Here is an 18,398-nt window from a genome sequence, read left to right on the forward strand (position 1 = left end):
CCAGTTCTTCTTTGGATAACTGGCCCAAACTTTCTTTTTCTAGTTCTTGAGGCAGGTTTTGGTTCATATTTGTGATACTCCACCTCAACTGTCCCCTTTGTCAATACTCTGTTACCTGAATCCTTACAGAATTTGTATCGGGAAACGGAGATGAAGAACGAGATAAAACTCCGTATAAAGGGAAGTTCTGGATTTACGAAAATATTATTCGTCCTCCTTACTATGGTATTTACGAAGTCAAAAAAGCATCGGTGGAAGTTTACCAATTGGTAGCTGATCATTATGAAAAAATGCTTCCTAATGATAGAGGACGTTATACAATTGCACCTATGGGTGTGGAGTTAGGTATTTGGCAAGGTTGTTATCAAAATGTAGAATTGCCTTGGTTGCGCTGGTGGGATGAACAAGGTAATTTGTTATTGACGGGAGATGAGCGTGCAGAAGTTGAACGTCAGCGTGCAGAAGTTGAACGTCAACGTGCGGAAGTTGAACGTCAACGTGCGGAAATGGTAGAAGAAGAAAATTCGCGTTTACGTGAACGGTTACGTGCTTTGGGTATCGACCCTGATACCCTGGATTAAGTAGGTCGGTGTTAAAAATTGTCGTTATGACAAGGCAGGAGGCAGAAGGCAGAAGGGAAGAGGTTTTCAAGCTACTTTACTTTTCGTTACATAGTTCGGTTTATTTGCACCTTTCTACTTAGTTGATGATAGGCGATCGCAATTGGTGATAATAACTTGCGATCGCTACCATTTCCCTTAAGATGAATCATCAAGTTACTTGTTCTTTATGCGTAAATTTCAGTATGCTGTTTAAATCTTCTTCTTCTTTAAAGACGTGATAAAGTCCCCAATTTTGTTGCAGATTCAACTAAAACTCTACACCATTTCCAAAAAATTTAAAATATTACATACTAAGGAAAATAGATGGTACAACCGCGCAAGGTTTTTGCCCAGCATTGGCTCAAAAGTGAAAAAGCATTGGACGCAATTGTTAAAGCAGCAGACTGTAATACAAATGATCATATCCTGGAAATCGGGCCGGGTACTGGCATTTTAACTCGTCGTTTACTACCCTTAGTAGAGTCTTTAGTTGCAGTAGAAATTGACCGCGATTTGTGTGAATTATTAGTGAAACAATTGGGAAGTAAAGAAAATTTTCTACTTCTGCAAGGTGATTTTTTGATATTAGATTTAGCAGCATTTACTAAGTTTAAAAACTTGAATAAAGTGGTAGCAAATATCCCCTACAACATCACCGGGCCAATCATCGAAAAACTATTAGGAACCATCGCCAACCCCAACCCCCAACCATTCGATTCCATAGTTTTACTAATTCAAAAAGAAGTAGCAGAAAGGTTATATGCTCAAGCAGGGTCAAGAACTTTTGGGGCGTTATCGGTAAGGGTGCAGTATTTGGCAGAATGTGAATTAATTTGTCCAGTTCCAGCAGCTGCATTTTACCCACCGCCAAAAGTTGATTCCGCAGTTGTACGGTTACGTCCCCGTCAGTTGGAAACTTTAGTCAATGACCCGCGAAAATTGGAGAATCTGGTAAAGTTAGGATTTGGGGCAAAGCGTAAGATGTTGCGAAATAACTTGCAATCTGTAATTGATCGCGATCGCCTGACCCAATTACTGGAACAATTAGAAATAAATCCCCAAGCAAGAGCTGAAGACATCAGCACTCAGCAATGGGTACATCTGACAAACTTACTTACCCTTGAGTAAAAAGAACTCAGCACTCAGCACTAAAAATGCGTAGTTACACTCTCATCGCTCCTGCCAAAATCAACTTGTATCTGGAAATCATCGGCGATCGCCCTGATGGTTATCATGAGTTAGTCATGATCTTACAAAGTATCAACCTCGCCGACAAAATTAACATCCGCACCATCAGCGACGAAATTATCCGCGTTCACTGTAACCACCCCCAAGTACCCGCCGATAAAACTAATTTGGCATGTCGCGCCGCAGAACTGATGGCGAAACAATTTCCTGAAGCCTTGGCTAAATATGGCGGTGTGGATATTACAGTTGAGAAAAATATTCCTGTGGCGGCGGGGTTAGCGGGAGGTTCAACAAATGCCGCTGCTGTATTGGTGGGGGTAGATTTACTGTGGAACTTGGGACTTACTCAAACAGAAATCGAAGAACTGGGAGCTAGTCTAGGTTCAGATATACCATTTTGTGTGGGCGGTGGTACAGCGATCGCCACCAGTAGAGGTGAGCAACTTGCGCCACTGCCGAGTTTAGATCATATATATATAGTATTAGCAAAATATCGCAGCCTAGAAGTTTCCACCGCTTGGGCATACAAAACCTATCGCCAAGAGTTTGGTAGTACCTATATCAGAAATACCGAAGATTTAGCAGCACGCGCCGCCGCCGTTCATTCCGGTGAGATAGTAAAAGCGATCGTGCATAAAAATGCAACAGAAATTGCCCAAAAGTTACACAATGATTTAGAGCGTGTTGTCTTACCTACCCATCCCCAAGTTATGCAACTGCGCGAACTTTTTGCAACTCAACCAGAGGTTTTGGGAACCATGATGTCTGGTTCTGGGCCGAGTGTGTTTGCACTAGTTGAATCTGAACAACAAGCCCAAGCAGTTAAACAGCGTGTACGAGAAGCAATTCCCGATGAAGATTTAGAATTGTTTGTGACTCGCACTATTACACACGGGATTCAGATAGCATCTTAACCCTGATTTATACTTTTTCTCATCTAGCAGTTACAGATAATCATACTGATTAATGCCAACTGTGTTTCCGTTTCGGGTTGGCTATCGCGTAGCGTCTCCAACAGGAGAAGGTATAGCCTGATTTTTTGCCATCTCACTGGAATTCTTGTCCTATCTTTGAATGATTTATTCATATATTTAGAAAAATATTTATAATTTTGGTATGCGAATTATTGCCCGGAGTACTTTACGGGAATTTTGGGAAACACATCCTGATGTTGAACAGCCTCTAAAAGCTTGGTACGATGAAACGTCTCGTGCAGATTGGAATAGTCCAACAGACATTAAAAGTACTTATCGAAATGCCAGTATTATTGCTAATAATCGTGTTGTCTTTAATATCAAAGGCAATGATTACCGCCTAATTGTTTACATCCGTTATGACATTAAAATTATTTTTATCCGCTTTGTGGGAACACACTCTGATTACGATAACGTAGATGCGACAACTATTTAAAGTTAAATTATGCTAGAATTACATCCCATCCGAACTGAAGCTGATTATCTTGCTGCGCTTGATGAAATTGAAAGGCTATTTGATGTAGAACAGAATACACCAGAATGCGATCGCTTAGAAGTTTTAACAACTTTGGTGGAAGCATACGAACAACACCATTATCCTATCGTTCCACCAGATCCGATTGAAGCTATTTTATATTATCTCGAATCTCGTGGGCTATCTTGGCAATATTTAGAGCCTGTTCTTGGAACTCGTGGGGAAGTTGCTGCTGTTTTGCATCGCCAGCAAGCACTAACGCTAGATATGATTCGGCGTTTACATTCTCATTTAGGAATTCCGGCAGAGGTATTGATTCAATCATATTCTCTTAACAAACAATCAGCTTAATACAGCTATTTTTATGTACATAAACTAGTTTTTTTATCGCGCAAAGATGTAAATAAATTAGTTATGCAAAATTAAACAGCAGAAAAATCAAAGTTTGTTTTATGGTCTGCTACCAGTGAATTAATATATACACAATTTGAGTAAATTTAGGGCGGAGTGTGTTTAAACTAGTTGAATCTGAACAACAAGCTCAAGCAGTTTAACTGCGTGTACGAGAAGCAATTCCCGATGAAGATTTAGAATTGTTTGTGACTTGCACTATTACACACGGCATTCAGATAGCATCTTAAAAAGGGAACAGGCAACAGGGAACAGTTTTATGAGTGACCAAAATGTTACACCACAAGAAGCTCAATCATCACCAATACGCTGCATCACTGGGGCAATCATCTCCAGTGGATTGGGATATGCTCTATACTCATTGATGATTGCGATCGCTACTAACTTTGCCAGCAAACCAGTCCATTCTCATAACGAACTAGTTATCAAAATTACCTCTGCGGTACGTACCTTAGTTGTGGGTATAGTTGCCTTGGGCAGTGGGATATTTGCGATCGTAGCGATCGGTTTAATAGCTCTAGGTGTGCAACTATTAGTACAGCAGTTGTCGAAACCAAAAACTGAATGATATGGCAGAATTCAGGAGTCAGAATTCAGATTTTCTTATTGATGAACAGGTAAGCACTTTTCTAACTGAGTGCAAGCATTAAGAAATTCCTGCTTTTTTCGCCAATTTTTTGGGGGTAGCCCGTGATACTGTCGAAATTGGCGGGAGAAGTGACAAGCATTTTGATAACCTAAAGCAATAGCAATCTGCTCGATTGTTTGGTTAGTATTTTTTAGCAAAGAACGTGCTGCAACCATCCGCCGCTTGAGAATCCAGCCGTTGACAGTTTCTCCTGTTTGCTTGGCGACTCTGTTGGTTAAATAAGCGCGTGAATAACCCACCGCTTGAGCTACTTTAGATAAAGTAATTCCTTGATGATAATTAGCTTCAATGTAGTCGAAAACTTCTTTGAGTTGGGGAATTGAGGGAAAAATGGACTCAGGAGTTTGAGGTATAGTTGTTTGTCTAGGTATTGGTTGAGATATTTGATGCGATTGAGTATCATACCAATACCTGAGCAAAGCTTGTTTTTCTAACCGGATAGCGATCGCTTTGAGTAATTGCTCAACGGTAGAAGGTTTGGTAAGATAATCATCGGCACCCAACTCCATCCCTTTACGCAAAGCATCCTTGGTATCACTCCCAGTCAGAAAAATAAAAGGAATAATTGCTGTTAGAGGGTCTTGACGCAAAGCATTTAAAACATCGTAACCATCCATATCTGGCATCACAATATCGCAAATTACTAAATCTGGTAAATGCTCTTGTGCTTCTTGGATACCAATGCGACCATTTTCCGCACCTATTATGTCATAACCTTCAGATCGTAAACTGTCTAAAAAGAGATTACGGGTAACGGCATCATCTTCAATGACGAGAATTTTTTTCGACGATATGTGCATCATTTTTCTATCACTGGGATTTGTGGCAGGTTCAAAGAAATTTGTTCAACACTTTTATTTCACTGACGGCAGGATAATAGTATAAGTCGTGCCGACACCAACTTCACTTTTCATATCAATATGGCCACCGTGTAAGTCCACAAGAGTTTTTACAATCGATAGCCCTAACCCAGTCCCAGGTAGATGAGGAATATTACTACCTCGATAAAATGGCTCAAATAATCGCTGTTGATCTACTACGGGGATACCAATACCTTTGTCTATAACTTGGAAAATGACTTTTTCTGGTTCACACAAAAGTTTTAAATCCACCACACTACCAGATGGAGAATACTTAATTGCATTGTCGAGCAAGTTCTGAAGCATCGGCTCCAGCAGTTTTTTATCGATAAAGGCGGTAAAACAGTTACCTTGGCTGACAAAATTAATTTTATTTTGGCTACTGCAACTATGGATTTGTGCCACTAATTCATTGCAAAACTGCACGAGATTCAGTGGTTTAGCTTCAATTTTGAGTTTAGCCGCTTCTACCTTGGTAAAAAACAGAATATCATCCAACATCTTGCACATCTGTAAAACAGATGCTTGAATGCGATCTAGCAATGGTCTAGTTTTCTCTCCTGTCCATTCATTGATGTGCCTCTTGAGTAAGCTATTAGAGAATGAAACAATATTCAGCGGTGTACGCAATTGATGAGAGAGCGTAGATACAAATTGCACCTTCGATTCGCTGATTTGTTTTGATCGTTCTAAAGCCTGATGTTGTTCTGAAATATCCCAAATACTCCAAACTCTACCAATAATTTTGTCATCTAGCTTTTGAGGTCTAGAGTATTGAGCGAAAACTCTGCCATCTTGCAACTCTAGAATATCGTAGCGATCGCTCTTTAAATCACACTTCACTTCCCACATTAAATCATGAAATAATTGCGGCTCTTTCAGTTGGTTCTTAACAAAAGCTTGGCATTGAGAAATATTCTTGGTTAGTGTCAGGGAATTTGGTATCTGCCACATATCTAAAAATTGTTGATTAAAACTGACAATCTCTCCCATCAAACTAACCGCCATAATCCCATTAGCAGTTGATTCTAGGATAGAACGAAGTACAGCAACAGATTTCTCTAAATCTGCTTCCTTCTGCTTCAGTTCTAAAACTTGTTGTTGTAAATGTTTGTTAACCTCTGTTAATTCATCAATCCAAGTTTGCATGTTTAACTCTACTATTTCATCACTCTCACGCCTAAAAACGTAGTTAAATTCTCTGTCTTGACTTACAGCATTCGCACATGTCAACTCTGCTTGTGGCTTTAGCACCAATTTAGAGATGGAACGAACTAACGTGTAGTCGTCAGTGTTCATATCCTGCGCTCCTTTTAATTAGTGAACACTAGAGCCATGTAGGCGATAATTAGCAATACCTAAAGTCAGATTCTGACTGTTAATCATTAATGGCAATAGCAGAGTGAAATTAAAAACTATTTAAAGTTGCTAATTTATTTAGAAAAATTCTACCAATAAAAAGATATCACTTTAATTTTATTTTTGCAAAAACATTTCTGATTAAAATGTAAGCTTTTTATTTAGATAAGATAAATATTACATCAGTTTTTACTCTTGTTTACAGCAAGTTATAGATACTATTTTTCTTTATTTTATCAGTATAAATATTTATTTTTAAGCTCTCTATTCAGCCAAAAATTAATATGGCAGCAGAGCTAAATAGTATAAAAATATATGGCAATATTAAACCATGTATGAACAGGCTAAAAAATATTTAACAGTATGAGTACTGTGCTGTAAACTAGCACTAGAATGACTTTTTTTGCTTATTCATAAAACTAAATTTTTGTCAAATACATATAGATATTATTTCTTTTATTTCCTTGCATAGCATTTAATTTTTCAAATTTTGCTCCCTAGGGAATCTAACTATAAATTAATACTCTTAATCATCTGTCATAGGATGTAAATTTTTGGCTAATCAAAATAGAGTAACATATAAAATAATCTGATTAATTCATCATACATCTATCTTAAGGAATAGACAGTATTAAAACTTGGAGTATTGTTTAATACATTAAATTAGGTTTGTTAACAAAAAAATACCGTTAGACTGACACATCTATAGAAACAGTAATTGTTTTCCAGACAGTGTTATATCCCTAAACTAGTTTGGATTTTTCTTCTGATTTTTCCCCACAAGCATATAGTTGAGATATTGGATATTAAGTCTTGAAAAAATTTAATTAAGAGCAAGAGCGAAAAAACAGATAGGTCTAGCAAAACAATGATCATATATTTGCGACCTAATATTCAGTAGTCTTAACAAAGAAGCTGCTTCTGCAACACGGTTTATTGATAGGGGCGGGATTATTTAGACATCCACTAAGCAGATAACAATGCTAGTTGATTCAATCCACCCCTATTTTCAAATTCCATTTGTGTTGTAGTACCAAAGTTGTCTTGTTGAGGTAGTAAAATTGGCTGGAAACTCAGGCGATCGCACTACACTCCCTGCAACAGTTTCACAGAAAATGCCTATGACCTGTGATTCCTTAACTGACACTGCCTTTAGCGATGTTCAGGTATCCTGCACTATCACTAAAGTAAAAATAGATACTACCTCGGAAAACATACTTTTTCACCTAAATTCTCAGTAACGAATACCCGTTGATTACTATCTCCAGCGGGCATTTGTCTCCAGTATGAATTTGTAAGCATACATGGCAGCACCAGCAATCTACCATGCACAGACTAGTCCATAAACTACAAGGGTCAAGGTCTTCTACCAACACACAGCGCTGACCATGAAACAGGTGAGTATGGGAAATTAGTTGAGGTGGCACTCGACTACTTCCGCCAGGGTAATTTATTTGAAGTAGTTCCGAGCCAAAACTTTTTTCGAGCCTGTGAATAGCCACCCAGTCAGCTATTCTAAACATTCAAGCAAGTTAACCCAAATAATTAGGCTTCTTTGATTGCAAAAGTTATTAATATCCGTCCTAGCTATATCCGTGAAGCAATAGGCGGATACCCTGAACAGAGTTTTTGGTTTTAGGTACAATCCAAACTATAAAATCTGGGGCTAAAAGCCAAGAAAGAGGGTTTTATGCATCAACTAGACAGAGAATATAACCTACAAAACGCCAAAAAAATTAATACAGAACAAGTTGAACAAATTGTCAAAGCAATTATAGCTGGCAAGTATTCCTGGGCATGTGTTTTAATGCTCCGGTTTTCTGGTTATAATCCTATAGATTACATCCCATACCGCACCTATATTCGCCTTCTAAAAAATAACTACTTACTTGAAAGTGCAAAGCAAAATGAGGCTAAAAATTCCGAAAAAAAATTAGGCGTTTTTAATTGGGTACGTTCGTAAAAACTACATTTTTCATCAGCAATTGCAGTTATTTCCCTAGAACAGCATTTACGACCCAGAATAAAATTTAAGCATTGGCCGGAGTGTTTCTGGCTGATTTTTCATATTTTCTAGCAGCAATATTTACTTGGCTGATGTGAATATTTCGTAGTTTCTAATTCAGTTCATCTCCCAATTTATCACAACTTATGATTTACCCAATTACTACTGTGAATTCTCATTTGCAACCTATGTTAAGAGAAATTGTGTGGCAGAAGAAGCAAGAAGTAACACAGATTCAGCAACATATGTCTTTAGCTTCTTTGCAACGTCAGTTAACTGCGGCTCCAACCGTGCGAGATTTTCTAACTGCGTTGCAACAGAGTCCTTACCGTCCTAGTCTAATTGCAGAAATTCAGAAAGCATCTCCTGGTTATGGGATAATTCGTGCAGACTTTGATGCTGTTGCGATCGCCAAAGCTTATGAACGTGCTGGAGCAGCTTGTATTTCTGTTTTCACTGAGAGAGTATTTTTTCAAGGTAGTTTTGAAAGTCTGCGGATAATTCGCCACAGAGTATCAGTACCACTGCTTTGCAAAGAGTTTATCATTGATCCCTGCCAAATTTATTTAGCACGGGCAGCAGGTGCAGATGCAGTACTACTGATTGCAGCTATTCTGACAGATAGAGAATTGCAAGATTTTCAACGAATTATTCACTATTTGGGTATGAATGCCTTAATAGAAGTACATACATTGGCTGAATTGGATCGAGTATTGCAGCTAGATGATGTTCGCTTAATTAGCATTAACAACCAGAGTCTAGTAGACTTTACCATCGATATCAGTACAACTCAAAGACTAGTAGCCGCTAGGCGATCGCAAATACAAAACTTAGATGTGATCGTTGTCAGTGAGTCAGGTTTATACACACATGCAGATTTATCTCTAATGGCTGAAGCTGGTACAAAAGCCGTTTTAATTGGAGAATCTTTAATCAAAGAACATGATATTGAACAAGCTGTACGCCATTTACTTAATATTGACTCTTCTGCTTTCAAAGAGTAGTGAGTAATCGTAGTGGCGTGGCAAAACTACAGTAATTTATTAGACGTAGGTTGGCTGGAACAATGCGTAGCCTTCTGGTAGAGTAACCCAATAATTCTCACCACAGTCACCTTGGGGATCTATATTTACGCCGACCTACTTATTGATGACTATTGATACACAAGTAAGTTACTCTTAAGAAAAATTAACATTTAAATTCCGCCGATGCTAAGACTATTTACCGACTTCGACGGCCCTATTGTTGATGTTTCTGAACGGTACTATCGTGTTTATCAATTCTGTTTGGAAAAAACCCAACGTCCAGGCCAAACGGTACGACAACTTCATAAAGCTGAATTTTGGCAACTAAAGCGATCGCGCATTCCAGAAACACAAATCGCTTACAATTCGGGACTTGATGAAGCACAAGTACAAGAGTTTGCTCAATTGCGGCGGAAAACAGTACATACAGAACCTTATTTTGATTATGATACCCTGGTGCCGGGTGCTGTAGACGCACTGTTAAAAATTCAAGAGGCTGGAATTGATTTGGCTGTCATGACAATGCGACGAGTCAAGGAATTAGACTTCGCCTTCCAAAAATTTGATTTAGGTAAATTTTTTCCAGAAAATCGCTGTTATTGTCTGAGTAACGATTATGTTAAAACTCGTGACATCGAAGATAAGCCATTGTTAATGGCAAAAGCCTTAAAAGAACTACCATACGCTGCTGATACCTGGATGGTGGGAGATACAGAAGCCGATATTACTGCTGCCAAAAACCATAATATTAAAGTCATGGCTGTGGAGTCTGGTATCCGCGATCGCACTCAACTAGAAATTTACCACCCTGACTTAATTGTTCCCGATTTAAGTTCAGCCGTAGCTCTCATATTAGAAAATAGAACTCTAGCCCTCAGTTAAAGTGGCTTTTGGATAAAAAATGGGTAACAGTATAAAAAAGCAGGGGGGAAGGGAGCAGGGAGCAGGGGAGAAAAGCCACCTACAAGAGATGGGGTTTTAACCAAAGGTGAAAGGGATCAAGGGAGCCTGAACGAAGTTCGGTTTGTACCTACAGTCCCCTCTTCTCCCTGCTCCCTGCCTCTAATCAATCATCTGCTACCCAGCACGAATTCAAAACTTAATGGTTTACCGCAGAAAGCTACTAATCAACCACAATAATATAAATGTGAACACCGTAGAAAATTGCTCAGTGGTCAGCCTACCCAAACTGATTTGTGGTAACAGCCAACTAGCAAGCAATCCGCCAACAATTAAGCCTGTAATCAGACCAATCAATGTCAACAAAACTGCTTTACCGAACCTACCTTCTTTCCGATTGAGAAAGTAAACACTCAGGCCTACTCCAACCACTAAAGCCAACTGTAAAACTTGATCGCCTGCGGCGGGATAAAATACACCGATAGCACTCAAACCAAAATACCAAGCACCTGGTAACAGTACATCTGCCGTTGTTGGCTGATCTAATATTCTTTGTAGCCATGCAGGCGACTGTTCACGAGGAGTTGAAACTTCTTTAGCAGGAAATTGCACACGTAGTTCTGGAAACCGGATTCGCTCAGGTACTTTGATTTTACCTTCCTGGCGCATCCGTAAGCGATCCATTAAAATCGCATCGTAGGAAGCTTCAATGAGTTCCAGGCTTTTAGCATCGCCACTGTGTTGCTCCAATTGGCGATTGCGAGCATCCTGAATTTCATCAAAGCTAGCATCTTCGGACACCCCAAGTTTTTCGTAGGGATTTTGATCGCTCATGGGAGTTTACACTTCAGCCTTAGTCAGCAACGGTATTTTGCTTTTTGGAAAATTAACTTTAGTTTTTGCCTAGATTTAAACTAATGTTTCAAGCAACTTAGATGCCCTACCAGGATAGTAGCACGAGTAAGTTAGACTGACCTAGGAATTCTAACTATAGCAACTTTAACATATTGCTAGAACTCCGTGTATCCCCTAATGTCGTTGACCAGTGAGGGCTTTACTCTAGAATTTGAACTAAGATTACTTAAATCTGATTTTTTTATGAAAAAATTAACTTTTTTGTTTCAAATTTGGCAATTTACCGTACCTTGAGGTAGTTTAGCTAAATTAGCTTCATAATCATTGGTGGTATCGATACACCTATCGATATTAAAATTGAAAAGCTTTAAATTCCCACGTAATTGGGAGTAGGAAATTTTCCTAGGTTACAGAACTGCGGTGGCTAATGTTAGACTATCTAGCGACTTGACATCAAGTTGACAATTAAAATACCTGCATCTAAAGTTAGTGCGGGTAAAACCAGTAAAATTTGCTGGCTTTGATTGTCTAGAATCTAGATTACACTATCTAGCCTTGTAGATTCTGAAGCAATCCCCAAAGTGGAAACAGTGTTTACGCAATTCCCCTGTTAATCTTACGAATTTTTGTGCAAAGTGATGGTCATGGCTCCTGCCAAGATTCTTGTAGTTGATGACGACCCTGCGGTTCGGAACTTAATCCAACGCTTTTTGATTAAGCAGAACTATCAGGTAGAGGCGGCTGAGGATGGTAAAACAGCCTTAGCGCTATTCGAGCAATTTAACCCTGATTTGGTAATTTTAGATGTAAATTTACCAGATGTGATTGGGTTCAACCTCTGCCAAGAGATGCAAAGTCGTAATGGTGTGTTTGTTCTCATGCTCACTAGCCGTGCTGATGAAGCTGACAAGATTCGCGGCTTTGCGAAAGGTGCTGATGACTATCTCACCAAGCCATTTGGTCTAGGAGAGTTAGAAGTCAGAGTCGGCGCAATTTTGAGGCGACAGCGGATTGTGACTACCGCAGAACAAAAACGCCTAGTTTTTGAAAAACTGATGATCGATCCCGTCCGGCGGGAAGTAACATTAAACAATCTACCAATACCCCTAACAGCTTTAGAATTTGACTTGTTGCATTTTTTAGCCAGCCATCCAGGCCGGGTTTGGCGACGAGCAGAACTGATTCAAGAAGTTTGGGACTATGAATATGTTGGCGATCAGCGGGTTGTAGATGTGCATATCGGTCAAATTCGCAAGAAGATTGAAGTTGATGCTAGTCAACCAGCATTAATTCAGACTGTGCGCGGAGTAGGTTATAAGTTTGAATGTCCTACTCATTCTCCGCAATTAGAAACCAATCCTTGAATTAGGAGGACAATTTTGTGTGTAGCACAATCAGTATGTGCTGGACTTGACGATCGCCATCTCCTGTTAATAATCATAGGGCACGGTTAGCGTGCCCACACCTAGAAATAAATCAGAACAGCAAAACTTGTACCAGCGCTTTGGAGTGTCTGGTAAATTAGCTATTTCTCCAAAAGCGATGCCAACCATTTCCAATTAGCAGTTGTGGAATAAAGTTTCTAAATAGACACGCGCTGCACGGCGATCGCTATCTCCATTTTGCAGTAAAAAAAGTGATAGTGCTGCTGTTAGCACACGAGTTTGATCCCAATCAGGATGGCTTTCTAAATAACTTTTGAGAGATTCATTCAGTGTTTCGGGAATTTCCGTAAAAATGCTCACCGTTGCGTTCATGAGATTTTCCTTCTCTGAGGTCGATCAAGCGAAGTTGCTGGCAGTGCAGAAGCGTAGAATAAAAATTCTTGCTTCTTTTGTCTATCTGACAATCTGCTCCAAACATCTGAGACATCTTTTGATTTCCACAGATCAATAGGCAAGAAAAAATGCCAGCCGCATCATTGTGCGCCAAGAGGGGGTGGGTTTGTCAATGCTGCGAAATGTTAAAAACGATTCTTTAAAAAATAAATATTGACGAAATAATCAGGGTTATAGCCAATTTTTTGTTACTTAAGTTTACAAAAACTCAGTCACTGAGCTAGGCTACAAATGTGAAGTAGAAATCCCCAGTAGGACGGCAAGTGCTGATCATTTCGTAGTGTCTCTGTGGAAAACTACAAAAATGCCTGTGGAAAGTCTGTGGAATCAGTGAGGAAAATTTCAGCTAATGATAAGAATTACAAAAAGTCTGAAGTCTGAATTATTGATTTCATCCCCTACTGTCCTAACGCCGACGTTCTTGCAGTTTCCGATATACAGCCTTGACATCAACTTGATGATGAGCTAAGGCAACGAGGGTGTGATAAAGTAAATCTGCCACCTCACCTGCAATAGCATCTGCTTCATCATCTTTAAAAGCCATAACGACCTCAGCAGTTTCCTCGCCGATCTTTTTCAAAATCTTATTATCGCCACCAGCTAATAACTTGCAGGTATAAGAACTTTGCGTGGGGTTGTCACGGCGATCGCATATCACCTGAAACACCTGCGATAAGGTATCGGCTGGTGGTGGCGTGATTTTTCCGTCTACTTGATGAAAACAACTGCGTTCACCTGTGTGGCAAGCAATATCTCCGATTTGCTCCACCCCGATTAACAAAGCATCACTATCACAGTCGTAGCGGATACTCTGCACTTTTTGAATATGTCCCGAAGTCCCTCCCTTATGCCATAACTCTTGACGGGAACGACTCCAAAACCAAGTTTCTCCAGTTTCTAAAGTCTTTTGTAACGACTCCCGATTCATCCAAGCCATCATCAAGACCGTACCATCTAAATAGTCTTGCACAATAGCTGCGACCAAACCCCGTTCGTCGTAGCGAATTTTTTCAACGGGAATAGCTTGGTGCAGTGAGTGTGGTTCGGTAGAAAACATACCAGCTTATTTGCTCTAATAACTAATGATTCATGGATTTACGATACCATTCTCAATATGACAGTTGGCATGTTTCATTGAAATGAAAATTTATTATCTAGCCTGAAACAACAGTTTTTCTTTCCATTGCGGACTGCATTTTAACCGCACTTAACGCAACTTGGTGCGCTTTTGATGCTTCACCATACCAATGGAGAGCCGAGTTAAAAGCTGCACGGTAAAGCTCCTGATATGTCTCAGATAATCGAGTACGGATCTCTAAAGGCAAGTCTTCATTAGACTTGTACAACATGTTTATTATTTTCCTGGTTCAGCTATTTCTATAGGATAGAAATTATGCGTAGTTTTTAACCCTATCCTAAGATAGAGCTTTTTTTGTTTCTCACTTTTAGGAGAGAGCCTTGGTAAACACCACAATTAAAACCACAAAATCACAAGAAATTTTCGCCGCCGCCCAAAATCTCATGCCGGGAGGAGTCAGTTCTCCTGTAAGAGCATTTAAATCAGTAGGTGGACAACCCATCGTTTTTGATCGCGTTAAAGGAGCATACATCTGGGATGTTGATGGCAACCAATATATCGACTATGTAGGCACTTGGGGGCCAGCAATTTGCGGTCACGCTCATCCAGAAGTCATCTCAGCACTTCATGAAGCCCTAGAAAAAGGTACTAGTTTTGGTGCGCCTTCAGTACTAGAAAATGTCCTTGCAGAGATGGTTATTGATGCTGTTCCCAGCATTGAAATGGTGAGATTTGTCAACTCTGGAACAGAAGCTTGTATGGCGGTTTTGCGGCTGATGCGAGCTTTTACCAATCGGGAGAAAGTTATCAAGTTTGAAGGCTGCTACCACGGACACGCTGATATGTTCTTGGTGAAAGCTGGTTCAGGTGTTGCAACACTTGGTTTACCCGACTCGCCAGGAGTACCAAAATCGGCAACTAGTAGTACATTAACTGCGCCTTTCAATGACCTGGAAGCAGTTAAAGCCTTATTTGAAGAAAACCGTGACCAGATTGCTGGTGTAATCCTTGAGCCAGTTGTCGGTAATGCTGGGTTTATTCCTCCTGATGCTGGGTTTCTAGAAGGTCTACGGGAACTTACTCATGAGCATGGAGCTTTATTAGTGTTTGATGAAGTGATGACAGGCTTCCGTATTGCTTACGGTGGCGCTCAAGAACGGTTTGGGATTACTCCTGATTTAACAACACTGGGTAAAGTAATCGGTGGTGGTTTGCCAGTAGGAGCCTATGGTGGACGGCGAGATATTATGTCAATGATTGCTCCTGCTGGCCCTGTGTATCAAGCTGGCACTCTTTCTGGAAATCCTTTGGCGATGACAGCTGGCATTAAAACGCTGGAATTGTTGCAAAAACCTGGTACTTATGACTATCTTGCTCAGATTACTCAAAAGCTATCAGAGGGTTTACTGCGAATTGCCCAAGAAACTGGTCATGCAGCTTGTGGAGGTCACATTAGCGCCATGTTTGGCTTATTTTTCACCTCTGGGCCTGTTCATAACTACGAAGATGCCAAAAAGTCCGATACTGCTAAATTTGGACGTTTCCATCGCGGTATGTTAGAACGCGGTGTTTATTTAGCACCTTCTCAGTTTGAGGCTGGGTTTACTGCTTTGGCTCATACTGAAGAAGATATTGAGCAGACTCTAGCAGCCGCGCAGGAAGTAATGTCTAATCTCTAAGTGCTGAGTGCTGAGTCCTGAGAGTAAGATAATTTAAACTAATTAACGCCGCAGGCGTTAATTAAACTCAGCACTCAGCACTTTCAACTCACCACTAATCAACAGCCACAGCCATTGTGACCACAACCTTTTAGAGTTTGATGACCTTCAGCACAGCCTTCAGAGCAATAGTATTTGCCGTCTTTATTGATAGCCTTTTCAACTGAAACAATACAAAGGCAATTCGGACAAGCACATTTCATTTGGGTAACAGTTGTCATAGTTTTCTCTACTTAATTTTCATGATACATGAACACTTGTTCATATGTTAATTCAAATTAAAAACTAAAACAACATAACCAATGTAACTGTAAAAACACGTAAAAATTTGCCTGCAAAATTACTTATTACAAAAATAGCTAAGACACTACTGACGATCGCGCCTCCAATCGGCTATCTTGTTGTGATAATCGCTTAGGTAACATAGTAAAACTTTAGGAACTCTTCAAAGGATTTCCAGCATAAATTACCTGCCAATAGTCGATTTTAGTCTAAATAATTGAAACTAGAGCGTAATGCTCTTAGCCATTATTCGCGCAGCGAGTTGACAGTGCATGAGCTACTGCTTAAATCCGACCTGTCCCAATCCAGAAAATGTGGCATACAGCCAAAGGTGTCAGTCTTGTGGCTCGCGCCTACTGCTGCGCGATCGCTATCGGGTGAGTAAACCGTTAGGTCAAGGTGGCTTTGGAGCAACTTTTTTAGCTCAGGATGAAGCTTTACCAGGAGAACCAAGTTGTGTAATCAAGCAACTACGCCCTTCAGGAAACGCCCCACATGTTTTGCAAATGGCGCGAGAACTGTTTGAGCGAGAAGCTAGAACTCTGGGTAAAATTGGCAATCATCCTCAAGTTCCAAGGTTGCTTGACTATTTTGAAGAGCAGGAACAATTCTATCTAGTTCAAGAATATATTAGCGGCGCTACCTTGCAACAGGAAGTCAAAGCCAATGGAGTTTTAAGCGAAGTTGGAGTTAAACAATTCTTGAGTGAAACGTTACCTTTACTGGAATATATTCATGAACAGAAGGTAATTCACCGTGATATTAAGCCAGCCAACTTAATTCGCCGGACTCAAGATGCCAGAATGGTGTTGATTGACTTTGGTGCTGTCAAAAACCAAGTTAGCCAAGCTGCGGTGGGTCAATCAGGACAAACAGCATTAACAGCCTATGCAATAGGTACACCTGGTTTTGCACCTCCAGAACAAATGGCAATGCGTCCAGTCTACGCTAGTGACATCTACGCGTTAGGGGTGACATGTATTTATTTGCTAACTAGCAAAACGCCTAAAGATTTAGATTACAATCCCACAACCGGTGAAATGATGTGGGAACAGTTGGTGCATGTGAGTGATCACTTGAGCAGTGTATTGCGAAAAATGTTAGACGTTTCTGTTCGCAATCGCTATCAGTCAGCAGCAGAAGTCCTGAGAGCATTAGAAATCGAACCTTACCTAGATAGTTTGGCTAAAGGCTTACTCGTTAAGACTGATGCTAGTGTTAAAGAAAAAACATCCCATCGAGCCGAGAATTCAGCTATTTTATGCAATAATCCCTCTGCTGTATCGGCTACTGCTACAGGAGTAGCCCAGGTAGCAGCAGCAATTCGCGCTAGACGAGCTAAAATTGCTGAGGCGGCTGGATCTGATATGGGAGGAACACGTCAAGGGTCGATAGGTAAAGCAGCAATTTTGCCTAACAGTAATAGTAATAGCTCAAACACTCAACATTCTAAGATTGGACGTAGATTAGATAACCAAGGTTTATTAACAGCCTATCTCAAGGGAAGACGAGATTTTGCCTTACACAATTTAAATTTCCTGAATCTACAAGGTAGTGAATTGTCAGAAACCAATTTTCATTCGGCTCAACTGCAAAGTACCAATCTCCAGGGAGCAAATCTTCACAATAGCGACTTTGGTAGGGCAAGTCTCACTCGCGCTAATCTCAGAGATGCTAATTTAAGCAAAGCTTATTTCAATCATGCTGACTTGGAAGGAGCCGATCTGCGTGGTGCAGACCTTAGCTATGCTCATCTGAGTAATGCTAATCTCCGAGGTGCTAATTTGTGTGGCGCTAATCTGACTGGTGCCAAGATTTTAGATGAGCAATTGGCACTAGCGAAGACTAATTGGATGACAATACGCCCCAATGGTAAACGAGGTTTACTGTGATTTAAGATTTAGGATTTTCTCAAATTTAAAATAACCGATATCGGACTCCAAAAATATGAGTAAGTCAAGACCAGAATTATAAAATGATTTTGGTTTTTTCATCAGCCTACAAATTTAGAACAGAAATTTAATATTTTTTGAAAATATTTTTAATACTTAGTATCTGTTAAAAATAGATTATAGTAATTTACAATATAAAACAAAGTATCACAATATTTTTTTAATTAAAGTTGTATGACATTTATTCTGAGTACTAATATTTATGTAGGAATTCTTGGTAAAAGTCG

Annotated in this window: 18 protein-coding genes and 2 pseudogenes; 13 read left to right on the plus strand and 7 right to left on the minus strand. The window is 39.9% G+C overall.

All coding sequences use genetic code 11. The features are described from left to right. Window positions 1-119: 119 nt before the first annotated feature. The 7 genes and pseudogenes from IQ259_RS21835 to IQ259_RS21860 form a co-directional block, all read left to right on the plus strand. Window positions 120-581 (plus strand): annotated as a pseudogene (locus IQ259_RS21835) (Uma2 family endonuclease); the annotation flags it as partial. Window positions 582-926: 345 nt separating this feature from the next. Then, window positions 927-1,730, plus strand: coding sequence for a 16S rRNA (adenine(1518)-N(6)/adenine(1519)-N(6))-dimethyltransferase RsmA (gene rsmA / locus IQ259_RS21840; RefSeq protein WP_193888103.1), 804 nt, complete (start codon window positions 927-929; stop codon window positions 1,728-1,730). A gap of 26 nt (window positions 1,731-1,756) precedes the next feature. Further along, window positions 1,757-2,704, plus strand: coding sequence for a 4-(cytidine 5'-diphospho)-2-C-methyl-D-erythritol kinase (gene ispE, locus IQ259_RS21845; protein WP_193888104.1), 948 nt, complete (start codon window positions 1,757-1,759; stop codon window positions 2,702-2,704). A gap of 202 nt (window positions 2,705-2,906) precedes the next feature. Continuing rightward, window positions 2,907-3,200: a type II toxin-antitoxin system HigB family toxin gene (locus IQ259_RS21850; protein ID WP_193888106.1), complete on the plus strand. Its 294-nt coding sequence runs from the start codon at window positions 2,907-2,909 to the stop codon at window positions 3,198-3,200. 9 nt (window positions 3,201-3,209) lie between these two features. Beyond that, complete coding sequence (locus tag IQ259_RS21855; RefSeq protein WP_193888107.1) at window positions 3,210-3,590, plus strand: type II toxin-antitoxin system HigA family antitoxin; 381 nt, start codon at window positions 3,210-3,212, stop codon at window positions 3,588-3,590. Window positions 3,591-3,739: 149 nt separating this feature from the next. After that, a pseudogene (locus IQ259_RS27315) lies at window positions 3,740-3,880 on the plus strand (4-(cytidine 5'-diphospho)-2-C-methyl-D-erythritol kinase); the annotation flags it as partial. A 29-nt stretch (window positions 3,881-3,909) separates the two neighbouring features. After that, window positions 3,910-4,218, plus strand: a complete 309-nt coding sequence (locus IQ259_RS21860; protein ID WP_193888109.1) for a DUF3082 domain-containing protein — start codon at window positions 3,910-3,912, stop codon at window positions 4,216-4,218. 35 nt (window positions 4,219-4,253) lie between these two features. On the opposite strand, the gene IQ259_RS21865 is transcribed toward IQ259_RS21860, so the two are convergent. Further along, window positions 4,254-5,102 carry a response regulator gene (locus IQ259_RS21865; protein WP_193888110.1) on the minus strand — a complete coding sequence of 283 codons (849 nt, stop codon included), beginning with the start codon at window positions 5,100-5,102 and terminating at the stop codon, window positions 4,254-4,256. Between the two features lie 51 nt (window positions 5,103-5,153). Beyond that, window positions 5,154-6,458: a PAS domain-containing sensor histidine kinase gene (locus IQ259_RS21870; protein ID WP_228014694.1), complete on the minus strand. Its 1,305-nt coding sequence runs from the start codon at window positions 6,456-6,458 to the stop codon at window positions 5,154-5,156. A gap of 1,750 nt (window positions 6,459-8,208) precedes the next feature. Here IQ259_RS21870 and IQ259_RS21875 point away from each other — a divergent pair. The 3 genes from IQ259_RS21875 (at window position 8,209) to IQ259_RS21885 (ending at window position 10,430) form a co-directional block, all read left to right on the plus strand. Beyond that, entirely contained in the window at window positions 8,209-8,481 is a 273-nt protein-coding gene (locus IQ259_RS21875) for a HetP family heterocyst commitment protein (protein WP_193888112.1), read from the plus strand. 188 nt (window positions 8,482-8,669) lie between these two features. Continuing rightward, window positions 8,670-9,527: an indole-3-glycerol phosphate synthase TrpC gene (gene trpC, locus IQ259_RS21880; protein ID WP_193888114.1), complete on the plus strand. Its 858-nt coding sequence runs from the start codon at window positions 8,670-8,672 to the stop codon at window positions 9,525-9,527. 204 nt (window positions 9,528-9,731) lie between these two features. Beyond that, window positions 9,732-10,430 (plus strand): HAD family hydrolase, encoded by a 699-nt coding sequence (locus IQ259_RS21885; RefSeq protein ID WP_193888116.1) that lies wholly within the window; start codon window positions 9,732-9,734, stop codon window positions 10,428-10,430. A 225-nt stretch (window positions 10,431-10,655) separates the two neighbouring features. Here IQ259_RS21885 and IQ259_RS21890 read toward each other — a convergent pair whose 3' ends face one another. Continuing rightward, window positions 10,656-11,282, minus strand: a complete 627-nt coding sequence (locus tag IQ259_RS21890) for a CPP1-like family protein (RefSeq protein WP_193888118.1) — start codon at window positions 11,280-11,282, stop codon at window positions 10,656-10,658. A 665-nt stretch (window positions 11,283-11,947) separates the two neighbouring features. On the opposite strand from IQ259_RS21890, the gene IQ259_RS21895 reads away from it, so the two are divergent. Further along, window positions 11,948-12,667 carry a response regulator transcription factor gene (locus IQ259_RS21895; protein ID WP_193888120.1) on the plus strand — a complete coding sequence of 240 codons (720 nt, stop codon included), beginning with the start codon at window positions 11,948-11,950 and terminating at the stop codon, window positions 12,665-12,667. 195 nt (window positions 12,668-12,862) lie between these two features. On the opposite strand, the gene IQ259_RS21900 is transcribed toward IQ259_RS21895, so the two are convergent. From IQ259_RS21900 to IQ259_RS21910, 3 genes are all read right to left on the minus strand, one after another. Then, the gene (locus IQ259_RS21900; protein ID WP_193888121.1) at window positions 12,863-13,060 is read right to left on the minus strand and encodes a DUF2811 domain-containing protein; all 198 of its coding nucleotides are present in this window, start codon (window positions 13,058-13,060) and stop codon (window positions 12,863-12,865) included. A gap of 487 nt (window positions 13,061-13,547) precedes the next feature. Further along, complete coding sequence (gene hisIE, locus IQ259_RS21905) at window positions 13,548-14,198, minus strand: bifunctional phosphoribosyl-AMP cyclohydrolase/phosphoribosyl-ATP diphosphatase HisIE (protein WP_193888123.1); 651 nt, start codon at window positions 14,196-14,198, stop codon at window positions 13,548-13,550. Between the two features lie 97 nt (window positions 14,199-14,295). Beyond that, window positions 14,296-14,490, minus strand: coding sequence for a ChaB family protein (locus IQ259_RS21910; protein WP_193888124.1), 195 nt, complete (start codon window positions 14,488-14,490; stop codon window positions 14,296-14,298). Between the two features lie 109 nt (window positions 14,491-14,599). Between IQ259_RS21910 and hemL the strand changes: the two genes are divergently transcribed. Further along, window positions 14,600-15,898 carry a glutamate-1-semialdehyde 2,1-aminomutase gene (hemL, locus tag IQ259_RS21915; protein WP_193888126.1) on the plus strand — a complete coding sequence of 433 codons (1,299 nt, stop codon included), beginning with the start codon at window positions 14,600-14,602 and terminating at the stop codon, window positions 15,896-15,898. Window positions 15,899-15,996: 98 nt separating this feature from the next. Here hemL and IQ259_RS21920 read toward each other — a convergent pair whose 3' ends face one another. Further along, window positions 15,997-16,158: a metallothionein gene (locus IQ259_RS21920; RefSeq protein ID WP_193888128.1), complete on the minus strand. Its 162-nt coding sequence runs from the start codon at window positions 16,156-16,158 to the stop codon at window positions 15,997-15,999. A gap of 333 nt (window positions 16,159-16,491) precedes the next feature. Here IQ259_RS21920 and IQ259_RS21925 point away from each other — a divergent pair, with 333 nt between their 5' ends. After that, the gene (locus tag IQ259_RS21925) at window positions 16,492-18,111 is read left to right on the plus strand and encodes a serine/threonine-protein kinase (protein ID WP_193888130.1); all 1,620 of its coding nucleotides are present in this window, start codon (window positions 16,492-16,494) and stop codon (window positions 18,109-18,111) included. Window positions 18,112-18,398 lie beyond the last annotated feature (287 nt).

It is taken from the genome of Fortiea sp. LEGE XX443, assembly GCF_015206815.1.
Taxonomy (GTDB): domain Bacteria; phylum Cyanobacteriota; class Cyanobacteriia; order Cyanobacteriales; family Nostocaceae; genus Nostoc_B.

What these genes read in the sequence shown, in the direction of transcription:
- IQ259_RS21925 (WP_193888130.1), top strand. Translation starts at nt 16,492, where the DNA reads ATGAGCTACTGCTTAAATCCGACCTGTCCCAATCCAGAAAATGTGGCA.
- rsmA (WP_193888103.1), top strand. Translation starts at nt 927, where the DNA reads ATGGTACAACCGCGCAAGGTTTTTGCCCAGCATTGGCTCAAAAGTGAA.
- IQ259_RS21920 (WP_193888128.1), bottom strand. Translation starts at nt 16,158, where the DNA reads ATGACAACTGTTACCCAAATGAAATGTGCTTGTCCGAATTGCCTTTGT.
- IQ259_RS21900 (WP_193888121.1), bottom strand. Translation starts at nt 13,060, where the DNA reads ATGAACGCAACGGTGAGCATTTTTACGGAAATTCCCGAAACACTGAAT.
- IQ259_RS21870 (WP_228014694.1), bottom strand. Translation starts at nt 6,458, where the DNA reads ATGAACACTGACGACTACACGTTAGTTCGTTCCATCTCTAAATTGGTG.
- ispE (WP_193888104.1), top strand. Translation starts at nt 1,757, where the DNA reads ATGCGTAGTTACACTCTCATCGCTCCTGCCAAAATCAACTTGTATCTG.
- IQ259_RS21860 (WP_193888109.1), top strand. Translation starts at nt 3,910, where the DNA reads ATGAGTGACCAAAATGTTACACCACAAGAAGCTCAATCATCACCAATA.
- IQ259_RS21910 (WP_193888124.1), bottom strand. Translation starts at nt 14,490, where the DNA reads ATGTTGTACAAGTCTAATGAAGACTTGCCTTTAGAGATCCGTACTCGA.
- hisIE (WP_193888123.1), bottom strand. Translation starts at nt 14,198, where the DNA reads ATGTTTTCTACCGAACCACACTCACTGCACCAAGCTATTCCCGTTGAA.
- IQ259_RS21855 (WP_193888107.1), top strand. Translation starts at nt 3,210, where the DNA reads ATGCTAGAATTACATCCCATCCGAACTGAAGCTGATTATCTTGCTGCG.
- IQ259_RS21875 (WP_193888112.1), top strand. Translation starts at nt 8,209, where the DNA reads ATGCATCAACTAGACAGAGAATATAACCTACAAAACGCCAAAAAAATT.
- IQ259_RS21865 (WP_193888110.1), bottom strand. Translation starts at nt 5,102, where the DNA reads ATGATGCACATATCGTCGAAAAAAATTCTCGTCATTGAAGATGATGCC.
- IQ259_RS21885 (WP_193888116.1), top strand. Translation starts at nt 9,732, where the DNA reads ATGCTAAGACTATTTACCGACTTCGACGGCCCTATTGTTGATGTTTCT.
- trpC (WP_193888114.1), top strand. Translation starts at nt 8,670, where the DNA reads ATGATTTACCCAATTACTACTGTGAATTCTCATTTGCAACCTATGTTA.
- IQ259_RS21850 (WP_193888106.1), top strand. Translation starts at nt 2,907, where the DNA reads ATGCGAATTATTGCCCGGAGTACTTTACGGGAATTTTGGGAAACACAT.
- IQ259_RS21890 (WP_193888118.1), bottom strand. Translation starts at nt 11,282, where the DNA reads ATGAGCGATCAAAATCCCTACGAAAAACTTGGGGTGTCCGAAGATGCT.
- IQ259_RS21895 (WP_193888120.1), top strand. Translation starts at nt 11,948, where the DNA reads ATGGCTCCTGCCAAGATTCTTGTAGTTGATGACGACCCTGCGGTTCGG.